This is a genomic window from Alphaproteobacteria bacterium (assembly GCA_041396705.1).
Lineage (GTDB): Bacteria > Pseudomonadota > Alphaproteobacteria > CALKHQ01 > CALKHQ01 > CALKHQ01.
In genome coordinates, this window is record JAWKYB010000013.1 from 60,156 (window position 1) to 82,985 (window position 22,830).

General features: G+C 69.4%; 20 protein-coding genes and 2 pseudogenes. 13 read left to right on the forward strand and 9 right to left on the reverse strand.

Annotation, left to right across the window (positions count from 1 at the left end):
* The first annotated feature begins 92 nt into the window (after positions 1-92).
* From R3F55_18310 to R3F55_18325, 4 genes are all read left to right on the forward strand, one after another.
* The gene (locus tag R3F55_18310; protein ID MEZ5669347.1) at positions 93-773 is read left to right on the forward strand and encodes a metalloregulator ArsR/SmtB family transcription factor; all 681 of its coding nucleotides are present in this window, start codon (positions 93-95) and stop codon (positions 771-773) included.
* 16 nt (positions 774-789) lie between these two features.
* Positions 790-1,329: a PAS domain-containing protein gene (locus R3F55_18315; protein ID MEZ5669348.1), complete on the forward strand. Its 540-nt coding sequence runs from the start codon at positions 790-792 to the stop codon at positions 1,327-1,329.
* Between the two features lie 261 nt (positions 1,330-1,590).
* Positions 1,591-2,175, forward strand: a complete 585-nt coding sequence (locus R3F55_18320; GenBank protein ID MEZ5669349.1) for a hypothetical protein — start codon at positions 1,591-1,593, stop codon at positions 2,173-2,175.
* 219 nt (positions 2,176-2,394) lie between these two features.
* Positions 2,395-2,583, forward strand: a complete 189-nt coding sequence (locus R3F55_18325) for a hypothetical protein (protein MEZ5669350.1) — start codon at positions 2,395-2,397, stop codon at positions 2,581-2,583.
* Positions 2,584-2,589: 6 nt separating this feature from the next.
* Here the strand turns inward: R3F55_18325 and R3F55_18330 are convergent, their stop codons facing one another.
* The 6 genes and pseudogenes from R3F55_18330 to mdh form a co-directional block, all read right to left on the reverse strand.
* Positions 2,590-3,156 (reverse strand): hypothetical protein, encoded by a 567-nt coding sequence (locus R3F55_18330; protein ID MEZ5669351.1) that lies wholly within the window; start codon positions 3,154-3,156, stop codon positions 2,590-2,592.
* Between the two features lie 62 nt (positions 3,157-3,218).
* Positions 3,219-4,826, reverse strand: a complete 1,608-nt coding sequence (gene odhB, locus R3F55_18335; GenBank protein ID MEZ5669352.1) for a 2-oxoglutarate dehydrogenase complex dihydrolipoyllysine-residue succinyltransferase — start codon at positions 4,824-4,826, stop codon at positions 3,219-3,221.
* A gap of 40 nt (positions 4,827-4,866) precedes the next feature.
* Positions 4,867-7,748: pseudogene (locus R3F55_18340) on the reverse strand (2-oxoglutarate dehydrogenase E1 component).
* Between the two features lie 47 nt (positions 7,749-7,795).
* Positions 7,796-8,671 carry a succinate--CoA ligase subunit alpha gene (gene sucD, locus R3F55_18345; protein MEZ5669353.1) on the reverse strand — a complete coding sequence of 292 codons (876 nt, stop codon included), beginning with the start codon at positions 8,669-8,671 and terminating at the stop codon, positions 7,796-7,798.
* A gap of 11 nt (positions 8,672-8,682) precedes the next feature.
* Entirely contained in the window at positions 8,683-9,879 is a 1,197-nt protein-coding gene (gene sucC / locus R3F55_18350) for an ADP-forming succinate--CoA ligase subunit beta (GenBank protein ID MEZ5669354.1), read from the reverse strand.
* Between the two features lie 93 nt (positions 9,880-9,972).
* Positions 9,973-10,935 carry a malate dehydrogenase gene (mdh, locus tag R3F55_18355; GenBank protein ID MEZ5669355.1) on the reverse strand — a complete coding sequence of 321 codons (963 nt, stop codon included), beginning with the start codon at positions 10,933-10,935 and terminating at the stop codon, positions 9,973-9,975.
* A 228-nt stretch (positions 10,936-11,163) separates the two neighbouring features.
* Here mdh and R3F55_18360 point away from each other — a divergent pair, with 228 nt between their 5' ends.
* From R3F55_18360 to kynU, 3 genes are all read left to right on the forward strand, one after another.
* Positions 11,164-11,874: an invasion associated locus B family protein gene (locus tag R3F55_18360; protein ID MEZ5669356.1), complete on the forward strand. Its 711-nt coding sequence runs from the start codon at positions 11,164-11,166 to the stop codon at positions 11,872-11,874.
* Positions 11,875-11,915: 41 nt separating this feature from the next.
* Positions 11,916-12,473, forward strand: coding sequence for an invasion associated locus B family protein (locus R3F55_18365; protein ID MEZ5669357.1), 558 nt, complete (start codon positions 11,916-11,918; stop codon positions 12,471-12,473).
* Between the two features lie 66 nt (positions 12,474-12,539).
* Positions 12,540-13,751, forward strand: a complete 1,212-nt coding sequence (kynU, locus tag R3F55_18370) for a kynureninase (GenBank protein MEZ5669358.1) — start codon at positions 12,540-12,542, stop codon at positions 13,749-13,751.
* A 154-nt stretch (positions 13,752-13,905) separates the two neighbouring features.
* Here the strand turns inward: kynU and R3F55_18375 are convergent.
* Positions 13,906-14,169, reverse strand: a pseudogene (locus tag R3F55_18375) (LysR family transcriptional regulator).
* A gap of 103 nt (positions 14,170-14,272) precedes the next feature.
* On the opposite strand from R3F55_18375, the gene R3F55_18380 reads away from it, so the two are divergent.
* Positions 14,273-14,821 (forward strand): nuclear transport factor 2 family protein, encoded by a 549-nt coding sequence (locus tag R3F55_18380; GenBank protein MEZ5669359.1) that lies wholly within the window; start codon positions 14,273-14,275, stop codon positions 14,819-14,821.
* Positions 14,822-14,851: 30 nt separating this feature from the next.
* Here R3F55_18380 and R3F55_18385 read toward each other — a convergent pair whose 3' ends face one another.
* Both R3F55_18385 and R3F55_18390 read right to left on the reverse strand, forming a co-directional pair.
* Positions 14,852-15,928: a Gfo/Idh/MocA family oxidoreductase gene (locus R3F55_18385; protein ID MEZ5669360.1), complete on the reverse strand. Its 1,077-nt coding sequence runs from the start codon at positions 15,926-15,928 to the stop codon at positions 14,852-14,854.
* A gap of 206 nt (positions 15,929-16,134) precedes the next feature.
* Positions 16,135-17,157: a substrate-binding domain-containing protein gene (locus tag R3F55_18390; GenBank protein ID MEZ5669361.1), complete on the reverse strand. Its 1,023-nt coding sequence runs from the start codon at positions 17,155-17,157 to the stop codon at positions 16,135-16,137.
* A gap of 269 nt (positions 17,158-17,426) precedes the next feature.
* Here R3F55_18390 and R3F55_18395 point away from each other — a divergent pair, with 269 nt between their 5' ends.
* From R3F55_18395 to R3F55_18415, 5 genes are all read left to right on the forward strand, one after another.
* Positions 17,427-18,695 carry an ABC transporter substrate-binding protein gene (locus R3F55_18395; GenBank protein MEZ5669362.1) on the forward strand — a complete coding sequence of 423 codons (1,269 nt, stop codon included), beginning with the start codon at positions 17,427-17,429 and terminating at the stop codon, positions 18,693-18,695.
* Between the two features lie 104 nt (positions 18,696-18,799).
* A complete protein-coding gene (locus tag R3F55_18400) occupies positions 18,800-19,645 on the forward strand; it encodes a sugar ABC transporter permease (GenBank protein ID MEZ5669363.1) in 846 nt (281 codons plus the stop codon).
* Positions 19,642-20,478 (forward strand): carbohydrate ABC transporter permease, encoded by an 837-nt coding sequence (locus R3F55_18405; protein ID MEZ5669364.1) that lies wholly within the window; start codon positions 19,642-19,644, stop codon positions 20,476-20,478. Before R3F55_18400 ends, R3F55_18405 begins: the two co-directional genes overlap by 4 nt.
* A 25-nt stretch (positions 20,479-20,503) precedes the next feature.
* Complete coding sequence (locus R3F55_18410; protein MEZ5669365.1) at positions 20,504-21,544, forward strand: ABC transporter ATP-binding protein; 1,041 nt, start codon at positions 20,504-20,506, stop codon at positions 21,542-21,544.
* 20 nt (positions 21,545-21,564) lie between these two features.
* Positions 21,565-22,830, forward strand: a complete 1,266-nt coding sequence (locus R3F55_18415; protein MEZ5669366.1) for a trehalase family glycosidase — start codon at positions 21,565-21,567, stop codon at positions 22,828-22,830.

A 22,830-nucleotide genomic window follows, 5' to 3' on the forward strand; every position in this document is an offset into this window, starting at 1 on the left:
GCCGGCGCCGGCTGCGTCGGCCCGGCCAACCCGGTCCGTTCGCAACTTCCTACCCGATTGTCGCACGACAACGCTTCGTTTATCGTCGAAGCATGAAGGAAGGGCCCGACATCGCCCGCATCGGCGCGCTGATCGGCGACCCGGCGCGGGCCAACATGCTGACTGCGCTGGTGGCCGGCAAGGCACTGACGGCAAGCGAACTGGCGGCGGAAGCCGGGGTCGGCGCGCCGACCGCCAGCGCCCATCTCGCCAGGCTGGAGGAGGCCGGTCTGCTCGCGCGCCGCCGCCAGGGCCGCCACAGCTATTTCACCCTGGCCGACGCAGAGGTCGGCGCGGTGCTGGAGGCCGTGATGGGCCTGGCCGCCCGCCGCGGGCTCTTGCGCTCGCGCACCGGACCCACCGACCCGGCAATGCGCAAGGCGCGGGTCTGCTACGACCATCTTGCCGGCGACCTCGGCGTGCACCTCTACGACAGCCTGGCGGCGCGCCGGTTCCTGTCGCACCGGGCCGGCGACCTGGGCCTGAGCGGCGCCGGCCGGGCCTTCGTCGCCGGGCTTGGCATCGACCTCGCCCGGCTCGAACGCGGCCGCAGGCCGCTGTGCCGCCCGTGCCTGGACTGGAGCGCGCGCCGCACCCATCTGGCCGGCAGCCTCGGCGCCGCCCTGCTCGCGCACATCGAGGCGCAGGGCTGGGCGCGACGCCGCGCCGGCAGCCGGGTCGTCGCATTCACGCCGGACGGAGAGCGTCGTTTCCTCGAGACCTTTCCGGCGTGACGCCGGCGCCGCGGCGATGAGCGTCGACTGGGAATACGGCATGTGCCCGCTGGATACGGAACCGGAGCGGTTCGGCCTGTTCGAGGGCCTGGTCGCCACCTGGCAGAGCCGGCGCAAGGATGGCCGCCGGCTGCCGGCCCGCAAGGATCTCGATTTCTACGACTTCGTCGGCTGGCTCGGCCAGATCTTCATCGCGAAGGTCGAGCGCGACCCGTTCGACCTGCGCTACACGCTGTGGGGAACCACACTGACCCGATGGTGGGGCATCGACTACACCAACAACACCCTGGGCGAGGCGTCGGTCGAGCCGGCGCTGTGGCATCGGGTCGAACTGCAATATTTCGCGGAGATGGACCGTGCACCGTTCATCGGCATCGCCTCCGGCTACCTGACCCAGCACAACCGGTCGTTCATCAAGGTGCTCGGGATCGACCTGCCGCTGTCGGACGGCGACGGGCTCTCGCACGTGCTCTCGGTGCATCACCGCATCGACGTCGAGGACAGCGCCAGGCAACTCCTCCCGGACTGCCCGATCACCGAATTCGTCGCCGGATGAAGCGCGGCGGCGCACGCGTCCAGCGCAGCAGCAAGCCGACGAAGTCAAACAAGCATTGCGGCAAAAAAATGACACGCTGTGATTGTACGCACAGGCAGTGAAAGAACTTTTTTGATTTCGGGCCGCAGGTATTCGGCGAGCGGGTCGTATCAAAGCGCGATGCTACCTCTTTACGCTTCCCGATATTCCGGGGCAGCATCGCACCGTCGCATGGAATCACCCCGGGGGCCCCGGAATTCCCCCCAGCACTGGAGAGTCGAAATGCTAAAACGCGCGCTACTTGCCCTGTTGGTCCTGTTCGGCGGCGCCTCGATGGCGGCAGCCGAGTCCGGCATGATCGACCTGCCGGTCAACGCCCGCGTCCGGGCGATGACCTATGCCTATTGCCTGACCGGCGACCAGCGCGGCATCCACCATCTGCTGGCCGAGCGGATCGCCTTCACCGGCGCCGTCAACCAGAACCAGGCCAACAACATCGCAAGGGCGTGGATCGCGGCCGGCTACTGCGCCGAATCGCTGGCCGACGCCGACAGCGTGATGCCCGGCCTGCGCGCCGCCGCGACCGCCAACTTGGCGGCCGAGGGCTTCAACATCACCCAGCCAGTCACCGAGCAGGCGATCGCGCTCGACCAGGCCAACAAGGGCTTCTTCTCCTGGCTCGGCAAGGCGATCCAGGCGGTCGGCAAGGCGCTCGGCGGCCTGTTCAGCGCCGGCGGCAGCGGCCACTACGAGTACTTCGAATCCGGCGTCGTGAAGATCTGCGACCGCCAGTGGCACATCAGCGTCGGCGGCGGCGGCAATGGCTACGAGCCGACCCCGTTCTATCCGGAAGGCCCGCAGGGCTGATCCCCGAGCCGACACGCGCCGCGACGTCCGCCCGGACTCGCGGCGCGTTCTTTTCCGGCCGTCCTTCCGGCCCTGCGCGCCGCGCGGCACCGAGCGGCAGTACATCCCTCGCCCCCGATTGATGCACGTCAATGCCGCCGACCGGCCGAAGCCCGAGCCTTCGCCGACGGCCGGCGGACCAGGACGCCCGGGCGGGACAGCGAAGGGAACCGGCACGCGATGAGCAAGATCACCGATCAGGAGCGGGAAACGCTGCAGCACATCGTCAACGGCGACATGGCACCCGATTTCCCGGCGGAGCATATCGAGCGGCTGCAGATCCTGGGCCTGATCGAGCCCGCCGCCGACGGCTGGAAGGCGACGCCCGCGGGCCGCATGGCCGGCGTGCCGCGGCCGGAGCACCTGTAGGCCGGCTCAACCCTCGCAGCCGAAGGCGGCCCGTTCCGCCGCCGTCGGCCGCGGGATCGGCAGCTGCGCCATCATCGCGCGCAGCGCCGCATCGAAACCGTCGAGCGGGAATGCGGCCGATTGGGCGCCGTCCTCGTCGCGGAACGTCATCCCGAGCGTGCGGCCGGCACGCAGGGTTGGCAGCAATGCCGCGGTTGCCGGCGCCTCGACATAGAGCCCGCCGCTCATCGCCAGATAGACGATGTCGGGGTCGGCCAGCGTCGCCAGGGCCAGGTCGTCCACTGTCACGCTGAGCGTGCCGCGGGTCTCGAACCGCAGTTCGCGCACCGGCAGATACTCCATCGCCAGCGGCGGGACGGGTTCGGTCTCGTCGCCGATCGGCCGCAGCACCAGCCAGCCGCTGCCGGTGCGACCGCTCAGCGCGCAGATGCTTTCCTCATCGTCGTTGCACTGGTCGCAGCGCACCGCCCAAATGCCGAACTGCGCCGCGAATGGCGGAATGCGCTCGGCCTGCGCCGGCTGCGCCAAGCCGAGGATGGCGAAAAGCCAGGCCGGACTCCTGTGTAGCGGCATGACGCTCCCATTGCCGATCGCGCCGGAATCCGGCACGACGAATGGGGCAATTCGATGCCCGGCTAAACGCCGACCAGCAGCCGCGCCGGATCCTCGATCGCTTCCTTGATGCGCACCAGGAAGGTCACCGCCTCGCGGCCGTCGATGATGCGGTGGTCGTAGCTCAGCGCGACATACATCATCGGCCGCAGCTCGATCTTGCCGCCGACTTCCATCGGTCGCTGCTGGATCTTGTGCATGCCGAGGATGCCCGACTGCGGCGGGTTGATGATCGGGGTCGACAGGAGCGAGCCGTAGACGCCGCCGTTGGTGATGGTGAAGGTGCCACCGGTCAGCTCGGCCATCGACAGCTTGCCGTCGCGCGCCCGCACCGCCATGTCGACGATCGCGCCCTCGATCTCGGCGAAGCTCATCGAGTCGGCGCCGCGCAGCACCGGCACCACCAGACCCTGCGGCGTGCCGACCGCGACGCCGATGTCGTAGTAGTTCTTGTAGATCAGCTCGTCGCCGTAGATCTCGGCGTTGACCGCCGGCAGCTCCTTCAGCGCCTCGATCGCCCCCTTGACGAAGAACGACATGAAGCCGAGCCGCACGCCGTGCTTCTTCTCGAACGCGTCCTTGTACTGGTTGCGCAGCGCCATCACCGCGGTCATGTCGACCTCGTTGAAGGTGGTCAGCATCGCCGCCGTGTTCTGCGCCTCCTTCAGGCGCTGGGCGATGCGCTGGCGCAGGCGTGTCATCCGCACCCGCTGCTCGTCGGCGCGCTCCTCACGCGGCGGCAGCGGTGCGGCCGCGACCGGCTGGGCGGCTGCCGGGGCCGGGGCCGGCCGGGCGCGGCGCGCCTCCAGATAGTCCTGCACATCGGCCTTGGTCAGCCGGCCGTCCTTGCCGGTGGCCGGGATCGCGGCAGGGTCGAGATTGTGCTCGTCGACCAGCTTGCGCACGGCAGGGGCCAGCGGGTGCGCCATGTTGGCCTTCGCCGCCATCGCCGCAGCGGAGTCGGCCTTGGCGGCCGGCGCCGGCGCCGCTTCCTTCGCGGCCGGCTTGGCAGCCTGCTCCGCCTTCGGCGCGGCGGCCGGCTTCGCCGCCTGCTGTGCCTTGGGCGCGGCGCCCGCGCCGACCTGCAGCTTGCCCAGGAGGCCGCCGACCGCGACGTCGCTGCCCTCCTTCGCCGCCACCGCGGCGATCACGCCGGCCGCCGGCGCGTTCACCTCGACCGTCACCTTCTCGGTCTCCAACTCGACGATGGCCTCGTCGGCCTCGACCGCCTCGCCGACGCCCTTGAACCACTTCGCGACCGTGGCTTCGGTGACGGACTCGCCCAGCGTGGGCACGACGATGTCGACGGTGTCGTCGTCGCCCTTGGCGGCACCGTTGCCCTTGGCCGGCGCCGCCTTGGCGGCCGGCTTCGGCGCGGCCGCGCCCTTGGCGCCCTGCTCGTCGAGGTGGCCCAGCAGCGCGCCGACGGCGACGTCCTCGCCCTCGCCAACCGCGATGTCGGCCAGCACCCCGGCATGGGGGGCGTTGACCTCCACGGTCACTTTCTCGGTCTCCAGTTCCACCAGCGCCTCGTCGGTCTCGACGCTGTCGCCAACGGCTTTCAGCCACTTGGCGACCGTCGCCTCGACCACCGATTCGCCCAGCGTGGGCACCGTGATTTCCGTCGTCATGCAATGACCTCAGTCATGATCGGCTCGCCTGGCTGGCAAGTCAGAGGGTGAGCGCTTCGTCGACCAGCGCGTTCTGTTCCTTGACGTGGCGCGACAGCAGGCCGGTCGCCGGCGACGCCGTGGCCTTGCGGCCGACATAGCGTGCCCGCTTCGACTTGCCGCCGAGCTCGGTCAGCAGGTCCTCCAGCAGGGGGTCGGCGAAGGTCCAGGCGCCCATGTTCTTGGGTTCCTCCTGGCACCAGACCACCTCGGCCTTCGGGTATTTGGACAGTTCCTCCTTCAGCGGGCCGTCGGGGAAGGGATAGAGCTGCTCCAGCCTGAGCAGCGCCACCTCCTTGCCCCCGCGCTTTTCGCGCTCTTCCAACAGGTCGTAGTAGACCTTGCCCGAGCACAGCACGACCCGCTTCACGTCCTTCGGCTTGTACGGCGGGTCGTTCTCGTAGAGGACGCGATGGAAGGTCGAGCCATCGGCCATCTCCGCGAGGTCGGATATGCAGCGCTTGTGGCGCAGCAGCGACTTCGGCGTCATCACAATCAGCGGCTTGCGGAAGTCGCGATGGATCTGGCGCCGCAGCACGTGGAAGTAGTTCCCCGGCGTGGTGCAGTTGACAACCTGCATGTTGTCGTCGCCGCACAGCTGCAGATAGCGCTCCAGCCGGGCGGAACTGTGTTCCGGGCCCTGCCCCTCGAACCCGTGCGGCAGCAGCATCACCAGGCCGCACATGCGCTGCCACTTGGATTCGCCGGAGCTGATGAACTGGTCGATGATCACCTGGGCGCCGTTGGCGAAATCGCCGAACTGCGCCTCCCAGATCACCAGGCAGTGCGGCTCGGCCAGCGAATAGCCGTATTCGAAGCCCAGCACGCCCGCCTCCGACAGCGGGCTGTCGATCACCTCGAACGGCGCCTGGCCGAAGCTGAGGCTGTTCAGCGGCACGAAGCGGTCCTCGTTCTCCTGGTCGACGATCACCGCATGGCGCTGGCTGAAGGTACCGCGGCCGCTGTCCTGGCCGGACAGCCGCACCGGCACGCCCTCGATCAGCAGGGTGCCGTAGGCGAGATGCTCAGCCGTCGCCCAGTCGATGCCGCTGCCCTGCTCGATCGCCTCGCGGCGGTTCTTCAGCACGCGCTGCAGCTTCGGATGGACGTTGATGTGGCTGGGGATCTCGGTCATCTGGAAGCCGACCTGGCGCAGCACCTCGGTGCCGACCGCGGTCACCCCGCGCCGCGCCTCGCCGCTGGCCACTGCCATGCCCGACCAGCGGCCCTCCAGCCAGTCGGTCTTGTTCGGCTTGTAGCTGCCGGCGCCGTCGAAATCCTGCTCCAGCCGGTCGATCCACTGCTGCACGTTGCCGTCGGCGAAGCCCGGCTCGACCACGCCGCTCTTGGTCAGCTGCTCGGCATAGATGCTGCGGGTGGTCGGATGGTTGCGGATCGCCGCATACATCAGCGGCTGGGTGAAGGACGGCTCGTCGCCCTCGTTGTGGCCGTGGCGGCGATAGCAGAACATGTCGATCACCACGTCCCGCTTGAACTTCTGGCGGAATTCCATGGCGATGCGCGCGACGTGCACCACCGCTTCCGGGTCGTCGCCGTTGACGTGGAAGATCGGCGCCTGGACGATCTTGGCCACCTCCGAGCAATAGGGCCCTGTGCGGCTGTAGGTCGGCGAGGTGGTGAAGCCGATCTGGTTGTTGATGATGACGTGGATGCAGCCGCCGACGCGGTAGCCCTTCAGCCCCGACATGTCGAGCGTCTCCGCCACCAGGCCCTGGCCGGCGAAGGCGGCGTCGCCGTGCAGCAGCAGCGGCATCACCTGGTCGCGCTCGGTGTCGTTGCGCTGGCGCTGCTTGGCGCGGCACTTGCCCAGCACGACCGTGTTCACCGCCTCCAGATGCGACGGATTGGCGGTCAGCGACAGGTGGACGATATTGCCGTCGAACTCGCGGTCCGACGAGGTGCCGAGGTGGTATTTGACATCGCCGGAGCCCTGGACGTCGTCCGGCGTCGCCGGGCTACCCTGGAATTCGGAGAAGATCGCCCGATAGGGCTTGCCCATCACATTGGCCAGCACATTCAGCCGGCCGCGGTGGGCCATGCCCAGCACGATCTCGCGCACGCCGAGCTGGCCGCCGCGCTTGATGATCTGCTCCAGCGCCGGGATCAGCGATTCCGCGCCGTCCAGGCCGAAACGCTTGGTGCCGGTGTATTTCTTGTCGAGGAAGGTCTCGAACACCTCGGCGGCGGTCAGCCGGTCGAGGATCGCCTTCTTGCCCCTCTCGGTGAAATCGGTCTGGTTGCGCGCGCCCTCGATGCGCTCCTGGATCCAGGCCTTCTCGTCCGGGTCCTGGATGTGCATGAACTCGACGCCGATCTTGCCGCAGTAGGTCTGGGTGACCACCGACATGATCTGGCGCAGCGTCGCCGTCTCCAGCCCGAGCACGTAGTTGATGAAGATCGGCCGGTCCATGTCGGCGTCGCCGAAGCCGTAGGTGCGCGGATCGAGCTCCGGGTGCGGCTCGGGCTTGCTCAGTCCAGCGGATCGAGCTTGGCCTCCAGATGCCCGCGCACGCGATAGGCGCGGATCAGCATCAGCGCGCGGATGGCGTCGAGCGTGGCGCGGCGGATCTGCTCGGCCGGCATCGCCGGCGCCGGATAACCGGCCGCCAGCCCGCCGTTGGTTGCGGCCGCCGGGGCCGCGCCGTTGGCGCCGCCGTTCAGCGCAACGCCGATCACCGCGGCGTCCTTCGGCGCCCAGCTGGCGCCGTGCAGCTCGCCCAGCAGCGCCGCCTCGTCGTCGTTGAGACCGCCGAAGAACTGACGCCACTCCGGGTCCACGCTGCCCGGTTCGCGGATGAAACGCTCGTAGAGCTGCGCGATATAGGTCGCGTTCTGCCCGTTCAGGAACGACGTCGTATCCATCGTCTCGTCTCCGCTCGGGGCAAATCGGCGCCGGTCTGTCGGTCCGGCTAGCGCCCCATCGCCTTCACTATCGCCTCGCCCAGCCCGGCCGGCGAATCCGCCACCACGACGCCGGCGCCGCGCATCGCCTCGAGCTTGCCCGGCGCGCCGCCGGTACCGCCCGAAATGATCGCGCCGGCGTGGCCCATGCGCCGCCCCGGCGGTGCGGTCACCCCGGCGATGAAGCCGGCGACCGGCTTCTTTACCGCGGATTTCTTAAGGAAGTCGCACGCCTCCTCCTCGGCCGAGCCGCCGATCTCGCCGATCATGATGATCGCCTCGGTCTCCGGGTCGCCCAGGAACAACTCCAGGCAGTCGATGAAGTTCGTGCCGTTGACCGGGTCGCCGCCGATGCCGATGCAGGTCGACTGGCCGAGCCCGGCCGCGGTGGTCTGCGCCACCGCCTCATAGGTCAGCGTGCCCGAGCGCGACACGATGCCGACCCGGCCCTTGCGGTGGATGTGTCCGGGCATGATGCCGATCTTGCAGGCCTCCGGCGTGATCACACCGGGACAGTTAGGGCCGATCAGGCGCGTTTTCGAGCCCATCAACGCCCTTTTGACCCGCACCATGTCCAGCACCGGAATGCCCTCGGTGATGCACACCACAAGCGGCACCGCGGCGTCGATCGCCTCCAGGATCGCGTCGGCCGCGTACGGCGGCGGCACATAGATCGCGCTGGCGTCGGCGCCGGTGGCGGCCACGGCCTGGTGCACGGTGTCGAACACCGGCAGGTCGAGGTGGGTCTCGCCGCCCTTGCCCGGCGTGACGCCGCCGACCATGCGGGTGCCGTAGGCGATCGCCTGCTCGGAATGGAAGGTGCCCTGGCTGCCGGTGAAGCCCTGGCAGATGACCTTGGTGTCCTTGTTGACCAGTACCGCCATCCTGCCGCTCCTCAGGCTGCGTTCTTGACCGCGGCGACCGCCTTGCGGGCGCCGTCGGCAAGGTCGTCGCCGGCCAGGATCGGCAGGCCGGATTCCGCCAGGATCTTCTTGCCCAGCTCCACGTTGGTGCCCTCCAGCCGCACCACCAGCGGCACGTTCAGACTGATCTCGCGCGCCGCCGCGACGATGCCTTCGGCGATGACGTCGCAGCGCATGATGCCGCCGAAGATGTTGACCAGGATCGCTTCGACGTTCGGATCGGACAGGATGATCTTGAACGCGGTCGTCACCCGCTCCTTGGTCGCGCCGCCGCCGACGTCCAGGAAGTTGGCCGGCTCGCCGCCGTGCAGCTTGATGATGTCCATCGTCGCCATGGCGAGGCCGGCGCCGTTGACCATGCAGCCGATGTTGCCGTCCAGCTTGACGTAGTTCAGCTCGTGGCGGGCGGCCTCGACCTCGGTCGGGTCCTCCTCGTCCTCGTCGCGCAGGTCGGCCACGTCCGGATGGCGGAACAGCGCGTTGTCGTCGAAGTTCATCTTGGCATCGAGCGCCAGCACCTCGCCGGCGCCGGTCACCACCAGCGGGTTGACCTCGACCAGGCTGGCGTCGAGGTCGGTGAAGGCCTTGTACATCGCGATCAGGAACTTGGTGGCGGACTTGACCTCGCCGCCCTTCAGCCCCAGCCCGAACGCCACGCGGCGCGCATGGAACGGCTGCATGCCGACGGCGGGGTCGATGGCAACCTTGGTGATCGCCTCCGGCCGCGTCGCCGCGACCTCCTCGATGTCCATGCCGCCCTCGGCCGACGCGATCACCGTCACCCGGCTGCTGGCGCGGTCGATCAGCAGGCTGAGATAGAGCTCGCGGGCGATGTCGCACCCGCCCTCGACATAGATGCGCTTGACCTCCTTGCCCGCCGGGCCGGTCTGCTTGGTGACCAGCACCTGGCCCAGCATCGCCTGGGCGTTGGCGCGCACGTCGTCGATCGACTTGACCACGCGGACGCCGCCCTTGCCGTCGGGGTCGTTCTTGAACCGGCCGGCGCCGCGGCCGCCGGCGTGGATCTGCGACTTGACCACCCACACCGGCCCGCCGAGGCCCTCGGCCACCTTGACCGCCTCGTCGGGGGTGTAGGCCACGCCGCCGCTGGGCGTCGCCACGCCGAACCGGCGCAACAGTTCCTTTGCCTGGTATTCATGGATATTCATGTGGCGATCCTGCGCGTTGCGGGACGGACCCGAAGTGTTCCACGAACCGGTGAATCAATTGCGACGCCGGCACCGACACGGCCGGGCCCGGCCTCACGTCTTGGCCGCGCGCATCTTCTCGGTCGCGTCGACCAGGCCGCGGACCGCGGCGACGGAGGCCTCGAAAGCCGCCTTCTCGGACGCGTTCAGCGCGATCTCGATCACCTTCTCCACCCCGCCGGCGCCGATCACCACCGGCACGCCGACATAGAGGTCGCTGACGCCGTACTGGCCGGAAAGATGGGCGGCGCAGGGCAGCACCCGCTTCTTGTCGCGCAGGTAGGATTCGGCCATGGCAATGGCGGACGAGGCCGGCGCATAGAACGCCGACCCGGTCTTCAGCAGGCCGACGATTTCCGCCCCGCCGTCGCGGGTGCGCTGCACGATGGCGTCGATCTTCGCCTGCGTGGTCCAGCCCATGGCGACCAGGTCCGGCACCGGGATGCCGGCGACGGTGGAATAGCGCACCAGCGGCACCATGGAGTCGCCGTGGCCGCCGAGCACGAAGGCGGTGACGTCCTCGACCGACACGCCGAATTCCTCGGCCAGGAAATAGCGGAAGCGGGCGCTGTCGAGCACGCCGGCCATGCCGACGCACTTGGCCGGCGCCAGGCCCGCCGCCTCGCGCAGCACGCCGACCATGGCGTCGAGCGGATTGGTGATGCAGATGACGAACGCGTCGGGGCAATGCTGGCGGATGCCAGCGCCGACCTGCTCCATCACCCCGGTGTTGACGCCGATCAGGTCGTCGCGGCTCATCCCCGGCTTACGCGGAACGCCGGCGGTGACGATGACCACGTCCGCCCCGGCGATCACCGCATAGTCGCTGCCGCCGACATAGCGGGCGTCGAAGCCCTCGACCGGCGAGGCCTCGACGAGGTCCAGCGCCTTGCCCTGCGGCACCCCGTCGGCGATGTCGAACAGGGCCACGTCGCCCAGTTCCTTCAGGCCGGTCAGCAGCGCAAGCGTGCCGCCGATGTTGCCGGCGCCGACAAGCGCAATCTTGTTGCGTGCCATTGTCTGAGGGTCCTTGCCACAAAGAAGTCAACGGGGGTAAGAGGTCGGCGCGTGTCTAGCCCGGTTTGTGTTGCAGTGCAACGTTTGGTCGGCCGCAACCGGAATTGGCACGGGGCCCGCAAAGTTTTGGCCCGCTTGGCGGCGCGGCGATATGCTGGCCGCGCGAGTCGGCCCGTGCGCACGCCGCCATGGCGGCCGGGCCGACGATCAGCATTCGGATGGGGACACATGACGCATCGCCGAAGGGACGCCCTCAGCCCCGCCCTGTGCCGCGTCGGCTGGACATGGCTTGCCCTGGTCCTCGGCTTCGCCGCGGTGCCCGCTTCGGCCGAGATCGTTGCCGAGGAGGACGAGTACCGCGACTGGGTCGGCCGCTGCGAGACCGAGACCGAAACCGGCGAGGTGATCTGCTTCATCTATACCGTCACGGTCGGCGAGAACGAGGAAGGCGAGCTGGCGACGCGGCTGATGGTCGGCATCAACGACCAGCTGCAGCCGGTGGTGTTCCTCGACGTGCCGGAGACCGCCGAGCCGGCAACCGGCTTCGGCCTGCGCGTCGACAGCCAGCAGCCCTTCTCCGGCCGCTTCGTCGACTGCACCACCGGCTGGTGCCGATCGGCCGCCAGCGGCGAGATCGCCGACGCGCTGATCGCCCAGTTCCGCGCCGGTTCGCGGGCGACGGTCAGCTTCAAGCTGGAGGACAGCGACCGCCAGGTCGACATGCCGCTGTCGCTGCTCGGCTTCACCGCGGCCTATGAGCGTCTGCTCACCATCCACCAGCGCGCCATGGACGCCACGGCCGCCCAGGCGAACGAGACGCCCGCCGACGGCACCGGCGACGGCGGCGCGGCAGGCGGCGCCAGTGATGGCGATGGCGACGGCGGCGAGCCGCCGGCCGAGCCTGCCGGCGAAGACACGCCGGCACCGGCCGACCAGTAGGCCGGTCCGCGGCGCGCGCCCATGGCCAGGGAGTTCTGCTGATGGCGAACGGCATCGGGATCCTGCATCGGGCCGCCGCCGGCCTGGCGGTCGCGGCCACCCTCGCCGTCCTTGCCGGCAACGCCGCCGCGCAGGAGGAACGGCGCTATCGCGACTGGACCCTGCGCTGCGACGTGATGGCGGAGACCCACCAGCGCGTCTGCTGGATCTACAACGACGCCACCCAGCTCGACCCGTCGCTGCCGGAACCGGTGACGGTCTCCGTCTCGGTCGGCTTCATCCCCGGCTCGGAGCCGCCGGTGGTGCACTTCCACCTGTGCCCGCCGTCGGCGCCGAACGGCTCGATGCTGCGGGTCAAGGTGGACGACGAGATGATCAGCGAGCTGCCGCTGAACTACGCCCAGCAGGTCGACTGCCAGGTCGCCCGCTCGCCGGAGGACGAGGAGGCGGCCTCGGACCTGCTGTCGGCCTTCCGTCGCGGCCTGGAGGGGCAGTTCGAGGTGGTCAGCCCCGACGGCAGCGTCGCCACCATCCCGCTGTCGCTGCTCGGCCTGACCCGCGCGCTGCGCAACCTGGAAGCGATCTATGAGAGCAGCTGAGGCGCCGTCGCTCCGGCGCCGCGCGGCGGCTTCCGCGTTGCGGGCCGGGGCGGAGCGATGACGCCGATGCCGCCGGCCGCCTCGCGCGCCGAATGCGAGGCGCGCGACGCCGCCGACCCGCTGGCACCGTTCCGCGACCGCTTCCTGCTGCCCGAGGGCGTGATCTACCTTGACGGCAACTCGCTGGGCCCGCTGGCCAGGGACGTGCGCGCCCGCCTGATCGAGGTGATCGACCGGGAGTGGGGCACCGACCTGATCCAGAGCTGGTGGAAGAACGACTGGGTCGGCCTGCCGCGCAGCCTGGGCGACAAGATCGGCCGGCTGGTCGGCGCCGCGCCCGGCCAGGTGGTGGTGGCCGATTCCACCTCGGTCAACATCTTCAAGGCGCTGACCGCGGCGCTGGCGATGCGGCCGGACCGCCGCACCATCCTGCACGAAACCGCGACCTTCCCGACCGACGGCTACATGGCCCAGGGCGTGGCGCGCCTGCTGGGCCAGGATCGCGTCCGCCTGCGCGAGGCGCCGCGCGACGCGCTGGCCGGCGCGATCGACGACGACGTCGCCGTGGTGATGCTGACCCACGCCCATTACAAGACCGGCCACATCGCCGACATGGCCGGGATCACCGCCGCGGCCCATGCCGCCGGCGCGCTGACGCTGTGGGACCTGGCGCACAGCGCCGGCGCCCTGCCGGTCGCGCTGGACGCTTCCCATGCCGACTTCGCGGTCGGCTGCGGCTACAAGTTCCTCAACGGCGGTCCCGGCGGCCCGGCCTTCGTCTATGTGGCCGAGCGGCTGCAGGGCGAGGCGCAGCAACCGCTGGCCGGCTGGATCGGCCACCGCAATCCGTTCGAATTCGCCGCCGCCTACGAGCCGGCGCCGGGCATCGACCGCTATCAGTGCGGCACGCCGGTGGTGCTGGCGATGGCAGCGCTCGACACCGCCGTCGATATGCTGCTGGAGGCCGGTATGGACCGGGTACGCGCCAAGTCGATGGCACTGACCGCGACCTTCATCGCCCGGGTCGAGGCAAGCGGCGCAGGCCTCGGCCTGCGCCTCGACGTGCCCCGCGACGCCACGGTGCGCGGCAGCCAGGTCTGCTTCCTGCACCCGAAGGCCGGCGCGATCATGCAGCGCGTGATCGCCGCCGGCGTCATCGGCGACTTCCGCCCGCCGGAGACCATGCGCTTCGGCTTCGCCCCGCTGTTCAACCGCCATGTCGACGCCTGGGACGCGGCGGAACGGCTGGCCGCGCTCGCGCGGGAGGAGATCGGCTAGAGCCGTCGCCCGCGGGCCCGCGTCGCAGCCGCCGCCGGAACTGTCGTTGCACGCCGACAGGCGCGCGCTGCGGTCATGCGGCGAGCCGACACACGAGTTGGGGGCGGCCCTGCGGTGTCGTCAGCAGATCCAGGAGCCAGTTCAGGCCCCGCCCGATCAGGCTGCGCGCGCGGATCAGCACGTCTGCGACCGGCGCTGCCAGCTCGATCGCGCGGTCCGTCGGCTCCACGCCCCGCGGCGGGCGCAGAAGCAGCGGGTCTTCAAGCATGCGGCGCAGCCCCACGAGCCCGTGACCGACCGCCGAAGCCGACGGATGCTGGCGCTCCGCCGCGCGGCGCACGTTGCGCGCCTCGAACATCGCGTCGGACAGGACGAGCAGGTTCAAGTCCCGCCGCGAGAGATCGGTTTTCTTCAGCATATCGATGAAATCGTATCACTGGATTCAGCACAACGGGAATGCGATCTCAGCAGCCGGTGCCCGGCGGACGACCCCGTCGGCCTGCAACGAGGACACAGCAGCCATGAATCGCTTCGCATGCGCCGCACTCGCCGGCGCGGCATGTTTCGCCATCCCCGCGGCAACCGGCGCGCAGGGAACAGACCTGCCCCCGGCAACCGCCTCGGGCGCAGAGGCGCTGCCGCAGCTGGTCCGACTGTCGGAGGAAGGCAATGCCGCTCTGATGCAGGGCGACCTCGCAACCTATTACGCGCGCATCCCGCATTCCGGCGACTTCGTGCTGATGAACCCGTTCGGCGGCGCGCCGCGCCGGGGCACCGACGGCTCGGCCGAGGCGATCGCCGCGACCGCGCGGTTCTTCCAGAACGGAACCTTCGCCCAGGAGGTCGTGCAGACCGTGGTGTCGGACGACATGGTGATGCTGGCCACCATCGAGCGCGTCAACGCGCAGGTCGGCGGCCTGCCGGCGCAGGACTGGGCGCTGCGGCTGACGCTGGTCTACCGCCGCGAGGCCGACGGCTGGCGGCTGGTGCATCGGCACGCCGACCCGCTCGCCCATCCGATCACGCTGCAACAGGCCGCCGCCCTCGGCCGGGGCGCCGCCGCGAACTGACCCGGATCGGCCGCCGGGCCGAGCCCCGGCCTACAGCATCAGTCGCCGCTCGGTCACCGGCACCAGCCGCACCATATCCGGCGTCGGGTGCCGTTCCCGCGCCGGCGAGGCGATCCGCTGCGGTGTACCGGTCTGCGCCGCGCGCTCGATCGCCAGCAGCGCGCGCATGTCGGCCAGCCCCTCCTCGCCGTCGGATTCCGGCCGGGTGCCGTTGCGGATGCACTCGGCGAAATAGGCGGTCTGCGCGCCGAAATGGTCGATCTGCGGGAACACCCGTTCGGTGGTCTCGGCGCCGCGGGTCAGCCGCATCCGCGTCGCGGTCTCGAAGCGGTAGCCGGGGTTCATCGAGATCTCGCCCTCGCTGCCGACCACGCGATAGTGGTCGATGCCGGCGCTGCCGAAGCTGGCGATGAACTGGGCGATGCCGCCGTTGGGGAAGCGCAGCGTCGCGCCGATCGCCTCTTCCACCTCGCGGAAGCGGTCGTCGCCGTCGCCGCGCACGGTCATGGCGATCGCCTCCACCGGCTCGGCGCCGAACACGTGGCGGGCGGCGTTGACGCAATAGACGCCGAGGTCCTGCAGCGGCCCGCCCCAATGCTCGGCGAGCAGGCGGTGATTGTCCGGCGTCGACTGGAAGCCGAACACCGACGAGAACATCCGCGGCGTGCCGATGGCACCCTGGCGGATGCGCTCCAGCACCTCCACCGTGCCGGGCTCGTTGTGCAGCCGATAGGCGGTCATCAGCCAAACGCCGGCCTCGGCCGCCGCGGCGATCATCGCCGTGCATTCGGCCTCGGTGACCGCCAGCGGCTTCTCGACCAGCACGTGCTTGCCGGCGCGCGCCGCGCGGATGGTGTAGTCGGCGTGCATCGAGTTCGGCAGCGCGACATAGACAGCGTCGCACACGTCGGCCGCCAGCATCGCGTCATACTGTTCGTAACTGTAGATGCGGTCGATGCCGTAGAAGTCGGCGAGCTTGCGGGCATTGCCGGCGTTGCCGCTGACGATCGCCGTCATCGCCGCGTTGCCGGCCCCAGCCACCCCCGGCATGAACGCGACCTGCGAGATCCACCCGGCGCCGACCACGGCGAAACGGACCTTTTCCAATGCTTCCTCCCCTCATTCTCGATGGCGCCGGTCGAGCGGCCGACGGCGCGACCCTGGCATCCGACGCTGCCGGGGGACTATAGCGGGGCCGGGCGCGGTCGCCCAACAACCGACGCCGCAGCGGGGTTCGCGCAACCGTCAAGGCGCGCCGCGCTCTCCCCGGCTTTGGATCGGGGGTCGCCGGCTCGCCGGTCGCGGGGTGGCCTCTAGCCCGGCGCCGCCGCGATTGCCGGCCCCGTCGTCTCGCGCACGACAAGCTCGGCCGGCACCAGCGACACCGCCTTCGGCAGCTGCGGATCGTCGATCCTGTCGAGCAGGACCCGCGCCAGCTTGCGCCCCAGCTGATAGGGCGACACCGCCAGAGTGGTCAGCGGCGGCGAGGCGATGGCGGCGTCCTGCACATTGTCGAAGCCGATGACCGAGATTTCCTTTCCGGGGCTCATGCCGAGCCGAACGATGCCGGAGCACGCGCCGATCGCCACCATGTCGCCGTTGCAGACCAGCGCGGTGACCTGCGGCTCCGCCGCGTGCAACGCGGCGACCGCCGACATGCCGGACAGCTTGTCGTCGGCGCATTCCCACATGATCGGCGGCGCCAGCCCGCGTTCGGCCATCACCCGGCAATAGCCCTCGAAGCGTTCGATCCGCACGCCGAACCGGGCGGTGCCGCCGAAATACGCGATGTGGCGATGGCCGAGATCGGCCAGGTAGCCGGTGGCGGCGGCAGTGGCCGCCGCGTTCTCGATACCGACATGGTCGAACCGGCCTCGCCCCGAGCGCCGCAGGAACGTCACGGTGGGGATGCCGTTGGCCTTCAGCAGGTCATAGGTCCCGTCGTCGGTGTTCTCGGCCGGCACCCAGAGCAGCCCGCCGCGCGACGAGCGGATGAACGCCTCCAGGTTTCGGCGCTGTCGGTCGGCATCGTCGCGGCTGTCGAGAATCGAGACCAGATAGTCCTCGGTCTCGAGCAGATCGGCGACGCCGCTGATCACCTCGGCGTTGAACGGGTTGGCGATCTGGTGGATGGCGAAGCCGATCTCGCGGTTCTCGCCCGAGCGCATCGAGGCCGCGCGAGCGTCGCGGACATAGTTCAGCTTCTGCGCCGCGGCGAGAACCTTCCTGCGCGTCGCGTCCGAGATGCGCCCGGTGCCGCGAAGCACCTGACTGGCCGTGGCGGTGGAGACCCCGGCCGCCTCAGCGACGGTCGCAAGTTTCGGCCTGTCTTCCATCGTCTCTGTGCAACGCCATGTCCTGCCAGGCCATATAAGGGTTCGCTCGCGGTCCGATCAATCGATTTGGCCATCCAGATCGAAGCCGGCCGGACATCCGGCAGGAAATTCGGATTGACAGGTGATATAACGTTATACCACCATTCGGCACGTCAAGGCGCAGCCGCTGCGTACAACGGCGGCCCGGGCGAATAGGCGCGGGTGCTCCTGTGACGCACGCGGGAGAGACGCCCGCCAACTGCCACGAAGAATTCAAAGCGGAGGAAAACATGTCTGTGAAAGTGAGAGCCGCGGGAGTCGCTTCCAGCCTTGCGATCCTGGCATCGGCGACGATCGCGCATGCCGAGGTGCTGTTCTGGTCGACCCAGGCGAAGCCGGTGGAGGAAGCCCAGGCGATGCGCGACCAGGTACTCGCCGGCTTCGGCCAGGCCGTGGACTACCAGCCCAACGACGGCGGGCCCTGGTTGACCCGCCTGCAGGCGGAGCTCGAGGCCGGGTCCGGCGCGATCGGCGTTCTCGGCGCGCTGCACGGCGATTTCTCGGCCATGAACCCCGACGATCTCGTCGACCTCGACGACCTCGGCATCGGCTCGGCCAGCGAAACGTTCAACACCCTGGCCCGGCTGGGCACGGACAACCTGCAATACATCCCCTGGATGCAGGCCAGCTACATCATGGCCGCCAACAAGGAAGCGCTGCAGTACCTGCCCGACGGCGCCGATATCAACGCACTGAGCTACGACCAGCTGATCGCGTGGGCGGCCAACGTCCACGAGGCGACCGGCGAGCCCAAGTTCGGCTTCCCCGCCGGGCCGGACGGGTTGAAGCACCGCTTCTTCCAGGGCTACCTCTATCCCTCCTACACCGACGGCGTGGTCCGCACCTTCGCGTCCGACGCGGCGGTGACGGCCTGGGAGAAGTTCCGCGAGCTGTGGTCCCACACCAACCCCGCCTCGACCAACTTCTCGTTCATGCAGGAACAGCTCCTGTCGGGCGACGCCTGGATCGTGTTCGATCACACCTCGCGTCTGGCGCAGGCGTTCAACGAGCGCCCCGATGACTTCGTGGCGTTCCCGGCGCCGGCCGGACCGACGGGACGCGGCTTCATGCCGGTCCTGGCCGGCATTGCGATCCCGCGCACGGCACCCGACATGGATGCCGCCAGGGCGCTGGTCGCGTACATGCTGCAGCCCGAGACCCAGGTCGCCACGCTGCGTGCCACCAATTTCTTCCCGGTGGTCGATGTCGAACTGCCCGCCGACCTGCCGCCCTCGGTGCAGGCGGCAGGCAACGCGGTGGCGCTGATGAGCGCCTCGGCCGATGCCAACCCAGGCCTCCTGCCGGCCGGCCTCGGCGACAAGGGCGGCGACTTCAACCGCGTCTTCGTCGACACCTTCGAGCGGATCATCCTTGCCGGCCAGGACATCCGTACCGTCCTCGACGATCAGAAGGTCCGGCTCGCCGAGATCATGGACGCCACCGGCGCGCCCTGCTGGGCGCCGGACGCCCCCTCCGAAGGCGCCTGCCCGGTCGAGTAAGGGCGACAGACGCATCCCCCCCGGTGCCCGGGCCGCATCGCGCGCCCGGGCACCCCCGACTGCCGGCCACAGGTACCGACACGCGCACGCGAAGGAGCGATCCGATGAACGCTCGGCTGCTGCCCTATGTGCTGATCCTTCCGGTCACGCTGTTCCTGTGCGTGTTCTTCCTGTACCCGTTCGTGCTCGTCGCCAGGCAGGCCTTCGAAACCGACGCCGGCTTCTCTCTCGACAACTTCCGCGAAGTGATCGGCTACTGGAAGTTCCCGATCTCGCTCCAGAACACGCTGCTGCTGGCCGCCGCCGTGGTGCCGGTCCAGCTCGCCCTGGCTTTGCTGATGGCGACGATGGTCAACAGGATGGGCAAGCGCCGCGATCTTGTCCTCTACGTCTGGACGATCCCGCTCGGCATCTCCGACCTTGCCGCCGGCATCATCTGGCTGGCGATCTTCGAGCAGTCGGGCTTCCTGAACTCGATGATGAGCGGGCTCGGCGTCGTCGAGCGCCCGGTGAACTTCCTCAGCTACGAGAACCCGGGCATCGTATTCCTCGCCATCGCGCTGGCGGAGATCTGGCGGGCGACGGCGATCATGCTGGTGATCCTGGTCGCCGGCATCGGCCTGATCCCGAAGGAGTACTACGAGGCCGCCGAGGTGTTCGGCGCCTCGCCGTGGAAGCGCTTCACGCGCATCACGCTGCCGCTGCTGCGGCCGTCGCTGCAGACCGCGCTGGTGTTGCGGGTGATCCTCGCGTTCGAGGTGTTTGCGGTGGTCGCGGCGCTCGGCGGCACCCTGTTCCCGGTGCTCATGGGCGAAACCTACGCCTATCAGTTCGATCTCATGAACGGCGGCGCCGCCGCGGCCATGGCGTTGATCGTCCTCGCCATCTCGATCGGCTTCACGCTGGTCATTCTGCGCGCCCTGCGCGTGCCGAAGGGGGCCACGATATGACCGCCGCCACCGACGCCGCGGCACCCGACGCAAGGCGCGCCGGCCGCGCCGTCTACATCGGCGCTGTGGTGCTGCTTTGCGCCTGGGTGCTGGGCCCGCTCTACCTGCTCCTCGTCAACACGCTGTCGTCGCCGGAAACGGTGAACAGCTTCCCGAAGCCGTTCATCCCCGAACTCGACCTCGGCGCGCTGACCTTCTTCGCCAATTTCGCCGGCATGCTGAGCGCCTTGAAGAACTCGGTGCTGGTGGCCGGGCTGACCATGGTCCTGTCCATCCTGATCGGAGCGCCCGCCGGCTATGCGCTGTCGCGCTTCGAGTTCCGCGGCAAGGCGCTGTTCCGGCTCCTGATCCTGCTGACCCGCGCCTTCCCGCTGCCGCTGCTGGCGCTGCCGCTCGCGGTGATGTTCATCCGCACCGGGCTGGACGATACCGTCTTCGGCCTCGCGCTGGTGCACACGACGCTGGCGATCCCGTTCGCGGTGCTGATCACGTTCTCGCTCTTCTCCGGCATTCCGCTGGAACTGGAAGAGGCCGCCTGGACCCTGGGCTGCACAAGGCTGACCGCCTTCACCAAGGTCGTGCTGCCGCTGATCCTTCCCGGCATCACTGCGTCCGCGATCTTCGCCTTCGTGATCTCGTGGAACGAGGTGTTCGCGGCGGCGGTCCTGACCATCGAGAACCGCACCCTGACCGCGTTCCTGCTGCAGAACCTGGACACCGCGCCGCTGCATCTGAAGTTCGCCGGCGGCTTCATCCTGGTCGTGCCGGCGCTGATCTTCATCTTCGCCGTGCGCAAATACCTCTTCGCCATGTGGGGCATCGCCAACCGCTAGGGCGGTGCGCAAGGAAACCGGACCAATGGCTGAAATCCTGATCAAGAACGTCGCCAAGGCCTTCGGCAGCTACCAGGCGCTGCGGGACATCGACCTGACCATCGCCGACCGGGAATTCATGGTGCTGCTCGGCGCGTCGGGCTGCGGCAAGACCACGCTGCTGCGGATCGTCGCGGGGCTCGAGACCGCCACGACCGGCGAGGTCTGGATCGGCGGGCGGCGTGTCGACCGCCTGGCGCCGAAGGATCGCGGCATCGCGATGGTGTTCCAGAACTATGCGGTGTTCCCGCACCTGACGGTGTTCGAGAACATCGGCTTCGGCCTCCGCATGCGCAAGCTGCCGAACGACGAGGTCACGCGCCGGGTCGAGCGGACCGCCACGCTGATGCATATCGAGCAGCTGCTGAAGCGCTATTCGGGCGAGTTATCGGGCGGCCAGCGCCAGCGGGTCGCCGTGGCCCGGGCGCTGGCGATGGAGCCGGACGTGATCCTGATGGACGAGCCGCTGTCGAATCTCGACGCGCTGCTGCGGCTGGAGATGCGCGCCGAACTGAAGGGCGTGCTGGCGGAAAGCCGGACCACCGCGATCTACGTCACCCACGACCAGGTCGAGGCGATGAGCCTTGCCGACCGGATCAGCGTGATGCACCAGGGCAAGGTCGTGCAGGCGGCCTCGCCGATCGAGGTCTACCGCAACCCGGCCGCCGAATTCGTCGCCGGCTTCATCGGCAACCCGCCGATGAACTTCCTGCCCGCCGTCCCGGCCGGGGACGGCAACTGGACCGTTGCCGGGCGCCGGATGCCCGGCCCCGCGGCGTCGCGGCCGCTGAACTTCGCCGTCCGTCCCGAGGATCTGCGCCCGGCCGAGAGCGGGCTAGCGGCGGTGGCCAAGGTCGTCGAGCCGCTCGGCGCGCATCTTCTGGTCACCTGCGATGTCGAAGGCCGGATGTTCCGCGCGGTGCTCGACAGCGACCTGACGATCCGGCCCGGCGACACGCTGACGTTGGCCCCGCAGGCCGACCGCGTGCGCTGGTTCGACCCCGAAACGACTCTTGCCGTCTCCTGATCCCCCTTCCGGAGTGACCGATGTCTGCGACCTTGATCGACCGCGCCGCCGCGATCCTGCGCCAGAACGACCTTGGCGACTACACCGTGCCGACCCACGGCCTCTATCCGTTCCAGTGGAACTGGGATTCGTGCCTGACCGCTCTGGGGCAGGCGCATTTCGACGAGGCCCGCGCCTGGCGCGAGATCGAGACGCTGTTCGCCCATCAGTGGGACGACGGCATGGTTCCCCATATCGTCTTCCACAAGAATGACGACGGCTATTTCCCGGGCCCCGACGTCTGGGCCACCGGCCGGCCGGTGCCGACCTCGGGCATCACCCAGCCGCCGGTCGCGGGTTTCGCGGTGGCGCGCCTCTTCGCCCGCGCCGGCGACCGGGCGCTCGCCGAGGCGAAGGCCCGCGCGCTGCTGCCGCGCGTCCACGCCTGGCACGAGTGGTTCTTCCGCTGCCGCGACCCCGAGGGCACCGGCCTCGTCGCCGTCATCCATCCCTGGGAGACCGGCCGCGACAATTCCATCGACTGGGACGAGGCCTTCGAGCGGGTGCCGAACGACGGCGTCGCGCCCTTCGTGCGCCGCGACACCCAGCACGCCAATCCCGAGCATCGCCCGACCCAGGCGCAGTATGAGCGCTACATCTGGCTGGTGCAGCTGTTCCGCGGGCTCGGCTGGGACAACAGCCGGCTGCACGACGCCTCGCCGTTCCGGCTGGTCGATCCGGGTTTCAACGGCATCCTGTTTCGCGCCTGCGCCGACCTGGCCGACCTGGCCGAACAGCTCGGCGAGCACGCCATCGCCGCGGCCTCGCGCGCCCGCGTCGCCCGCGGCATTGCCGCGCTCGATACGCTGTGGGACGACCGTCTCGGCCAGTATCTTTGCTACGACCGCGCGGCGGCGAAGCGGGTCGACAGCCCGTCCGTCGCCGGCATCCTCGCGGCATTCGCGCCGATCCCGCCGGCACGGGCGCAGGCCATAGCCGGCCAGGTGCAGCGTCTGGCCGGCGCGACGACCTATGTCGTGCCGAGCCACGACCCCGCCGACCCGCGCTTCGACGCCCGCCGCTACTGGCGCGGACCGGTGTGGCTGATCGTGAACTTCATGGTTGCCCACGGGCTGGCCGCACAGGGCCAGTCGGCGGTTGCCCGTCGCATCACCGAGAGCAGCCTGCGCCTGATCGAGCGGCACGGCTTTGCCGAATACTACGATCCGATGACCGGGGAACCGTGCGGCGGCACCTCGTTCACCTGGACCGCCGCGATGGTGCTCGAGTTCCTTAAGGCGGCCTGA

Bases quoted from the DNA above. Each gene is read 5' to 3' on its own strand.
- R3F55_18325 (MEZ5669350.1), top strand. From the start codon at position 2,395: ATGAGCAAGATCACCGATCAGGAGCGGGAAACGCTGCAGCACATCGTC.
- R3F55_18415 (MEZ5669366.1), top strand. From the start codon at position 21,565: ATGTCTGCGACCTTGATCGACCGCGCCGCCGCGATCCTGCGCCAGAAC.
- R3F55_18330 (MEZ5669351.1), bottom strand. From the start codon at position 3,156: ATGCCGCTACACAGGAGTCCGGCCTGGCTTTTCGCCATCCTCGGCTTG.
- R3F55_18410 (MEZ5669365.1), top strand. From the start codon at position 20,504: ATGGCTGAAATCCTGATCAAGAACGTCGCCAAGGCCTTCGGCAGCTAC.
- kynU (MEZ5669358.1), top strand. From the start codon at position 12,540: ATGCCGCCGGCCGCCTCGCGCGCCGAATGCGAGGCGCGCGACGCCGCC.
- R3F55_18365 (MEZ5669357.1), top strand. From the start codon at position 11,916: ATGGCGAACGGCATCGGGATCCTGCATCGGGCCGCCGCCGGCCTGGCG.
- sucD (MEZ5669353.1), bottom strand. From the start codon at position 8,671: ATGGCGGTACTGGTCAACAAGGACACCAAGGTCATCTGCCAGGGCTTC.
- R3F55_18395 (MEZ5669362.1), top strand. From the start codon at position 17,427: ATGTCTGTGAAAGTGAGAGCCGCGGGAGTCGCTTCCAGCCTTGCGATC.
- R3F55_18360 (MEZ5669356.1), top strand. From the start codon at position 11,164: ATGACGCATCGCCGAAGGGACGCCCTCAGCCCCGCCCTGTGCCGCGTC.
- R3F55_18380 (MEZ5669359.1), top strand. From the start codon at position 14,273: ATGAATCGCTTCGCATGCGCCGCACTCGCCGGCGCGGCATGTTTCGCC.
- R3F55_18315 (MEZ5669348.1), top strand. From the start codon at position 790: ATGAGCGTCGACTGGGAATACGGCATGTGCCCGCTGGATACGGAACCG.
- R3F55_18310 (MEZ5669347.1), top strand. From the start codon at position 93: ATGAAGGAAGGGCCCGACATCGCCCGCATCGGCGCGCTGATCGGCGAC.
- R3F55_18405 (MEZ5669364.1), top strand. From the start codon at position 19,642: ATGACCGCCGCCACCGACGCCGCGGCACCCGACGCAAGGCGCGCCGGC.
- R3F55_18390 (MEZ5669361.1), bottom strand. From the start codon at position 17,157: ATGGAAGACAGGCCGAAACTTGCGACCGTCGCTGAGGCGGCCGGGGTC.
- R3F55_18400 (MEZ5669363.1), top strand. From the start codon at position 18,800: ATGAACGCTCGGCTGCTGCCCTATGTGCTGATCCTTCCGGTCACGCTG.
- sucC (MEZ5669354.1), bottom strand. From the start codon at position 9,879: ATGAATATCCATGAATACCAGGCAAAGGAACTGTTGCGCCGGTTCGGC.
- mdh (MEZ5669355.1), bottom strand. From the start codon at position 10,935: ATGGCACGCAACAAGATTGCGCTTGTCGGCGCCGGCAACATCGGCGGC.
- odhB (MEZ5669352.1), bottom strand. From the start codon at position 4,826: ATGACGACGGAAATCACGGTGCCCACGCTGGGCGAATCGGTGGTCGAG.
- R3F55_18320 (MEZ5669349.1), top strand. From the start codon at position 1,591: ATGCTAAAACGCGCGCTACTTGCCCTGTTGGTCCTGTTCGGCGGCGCC.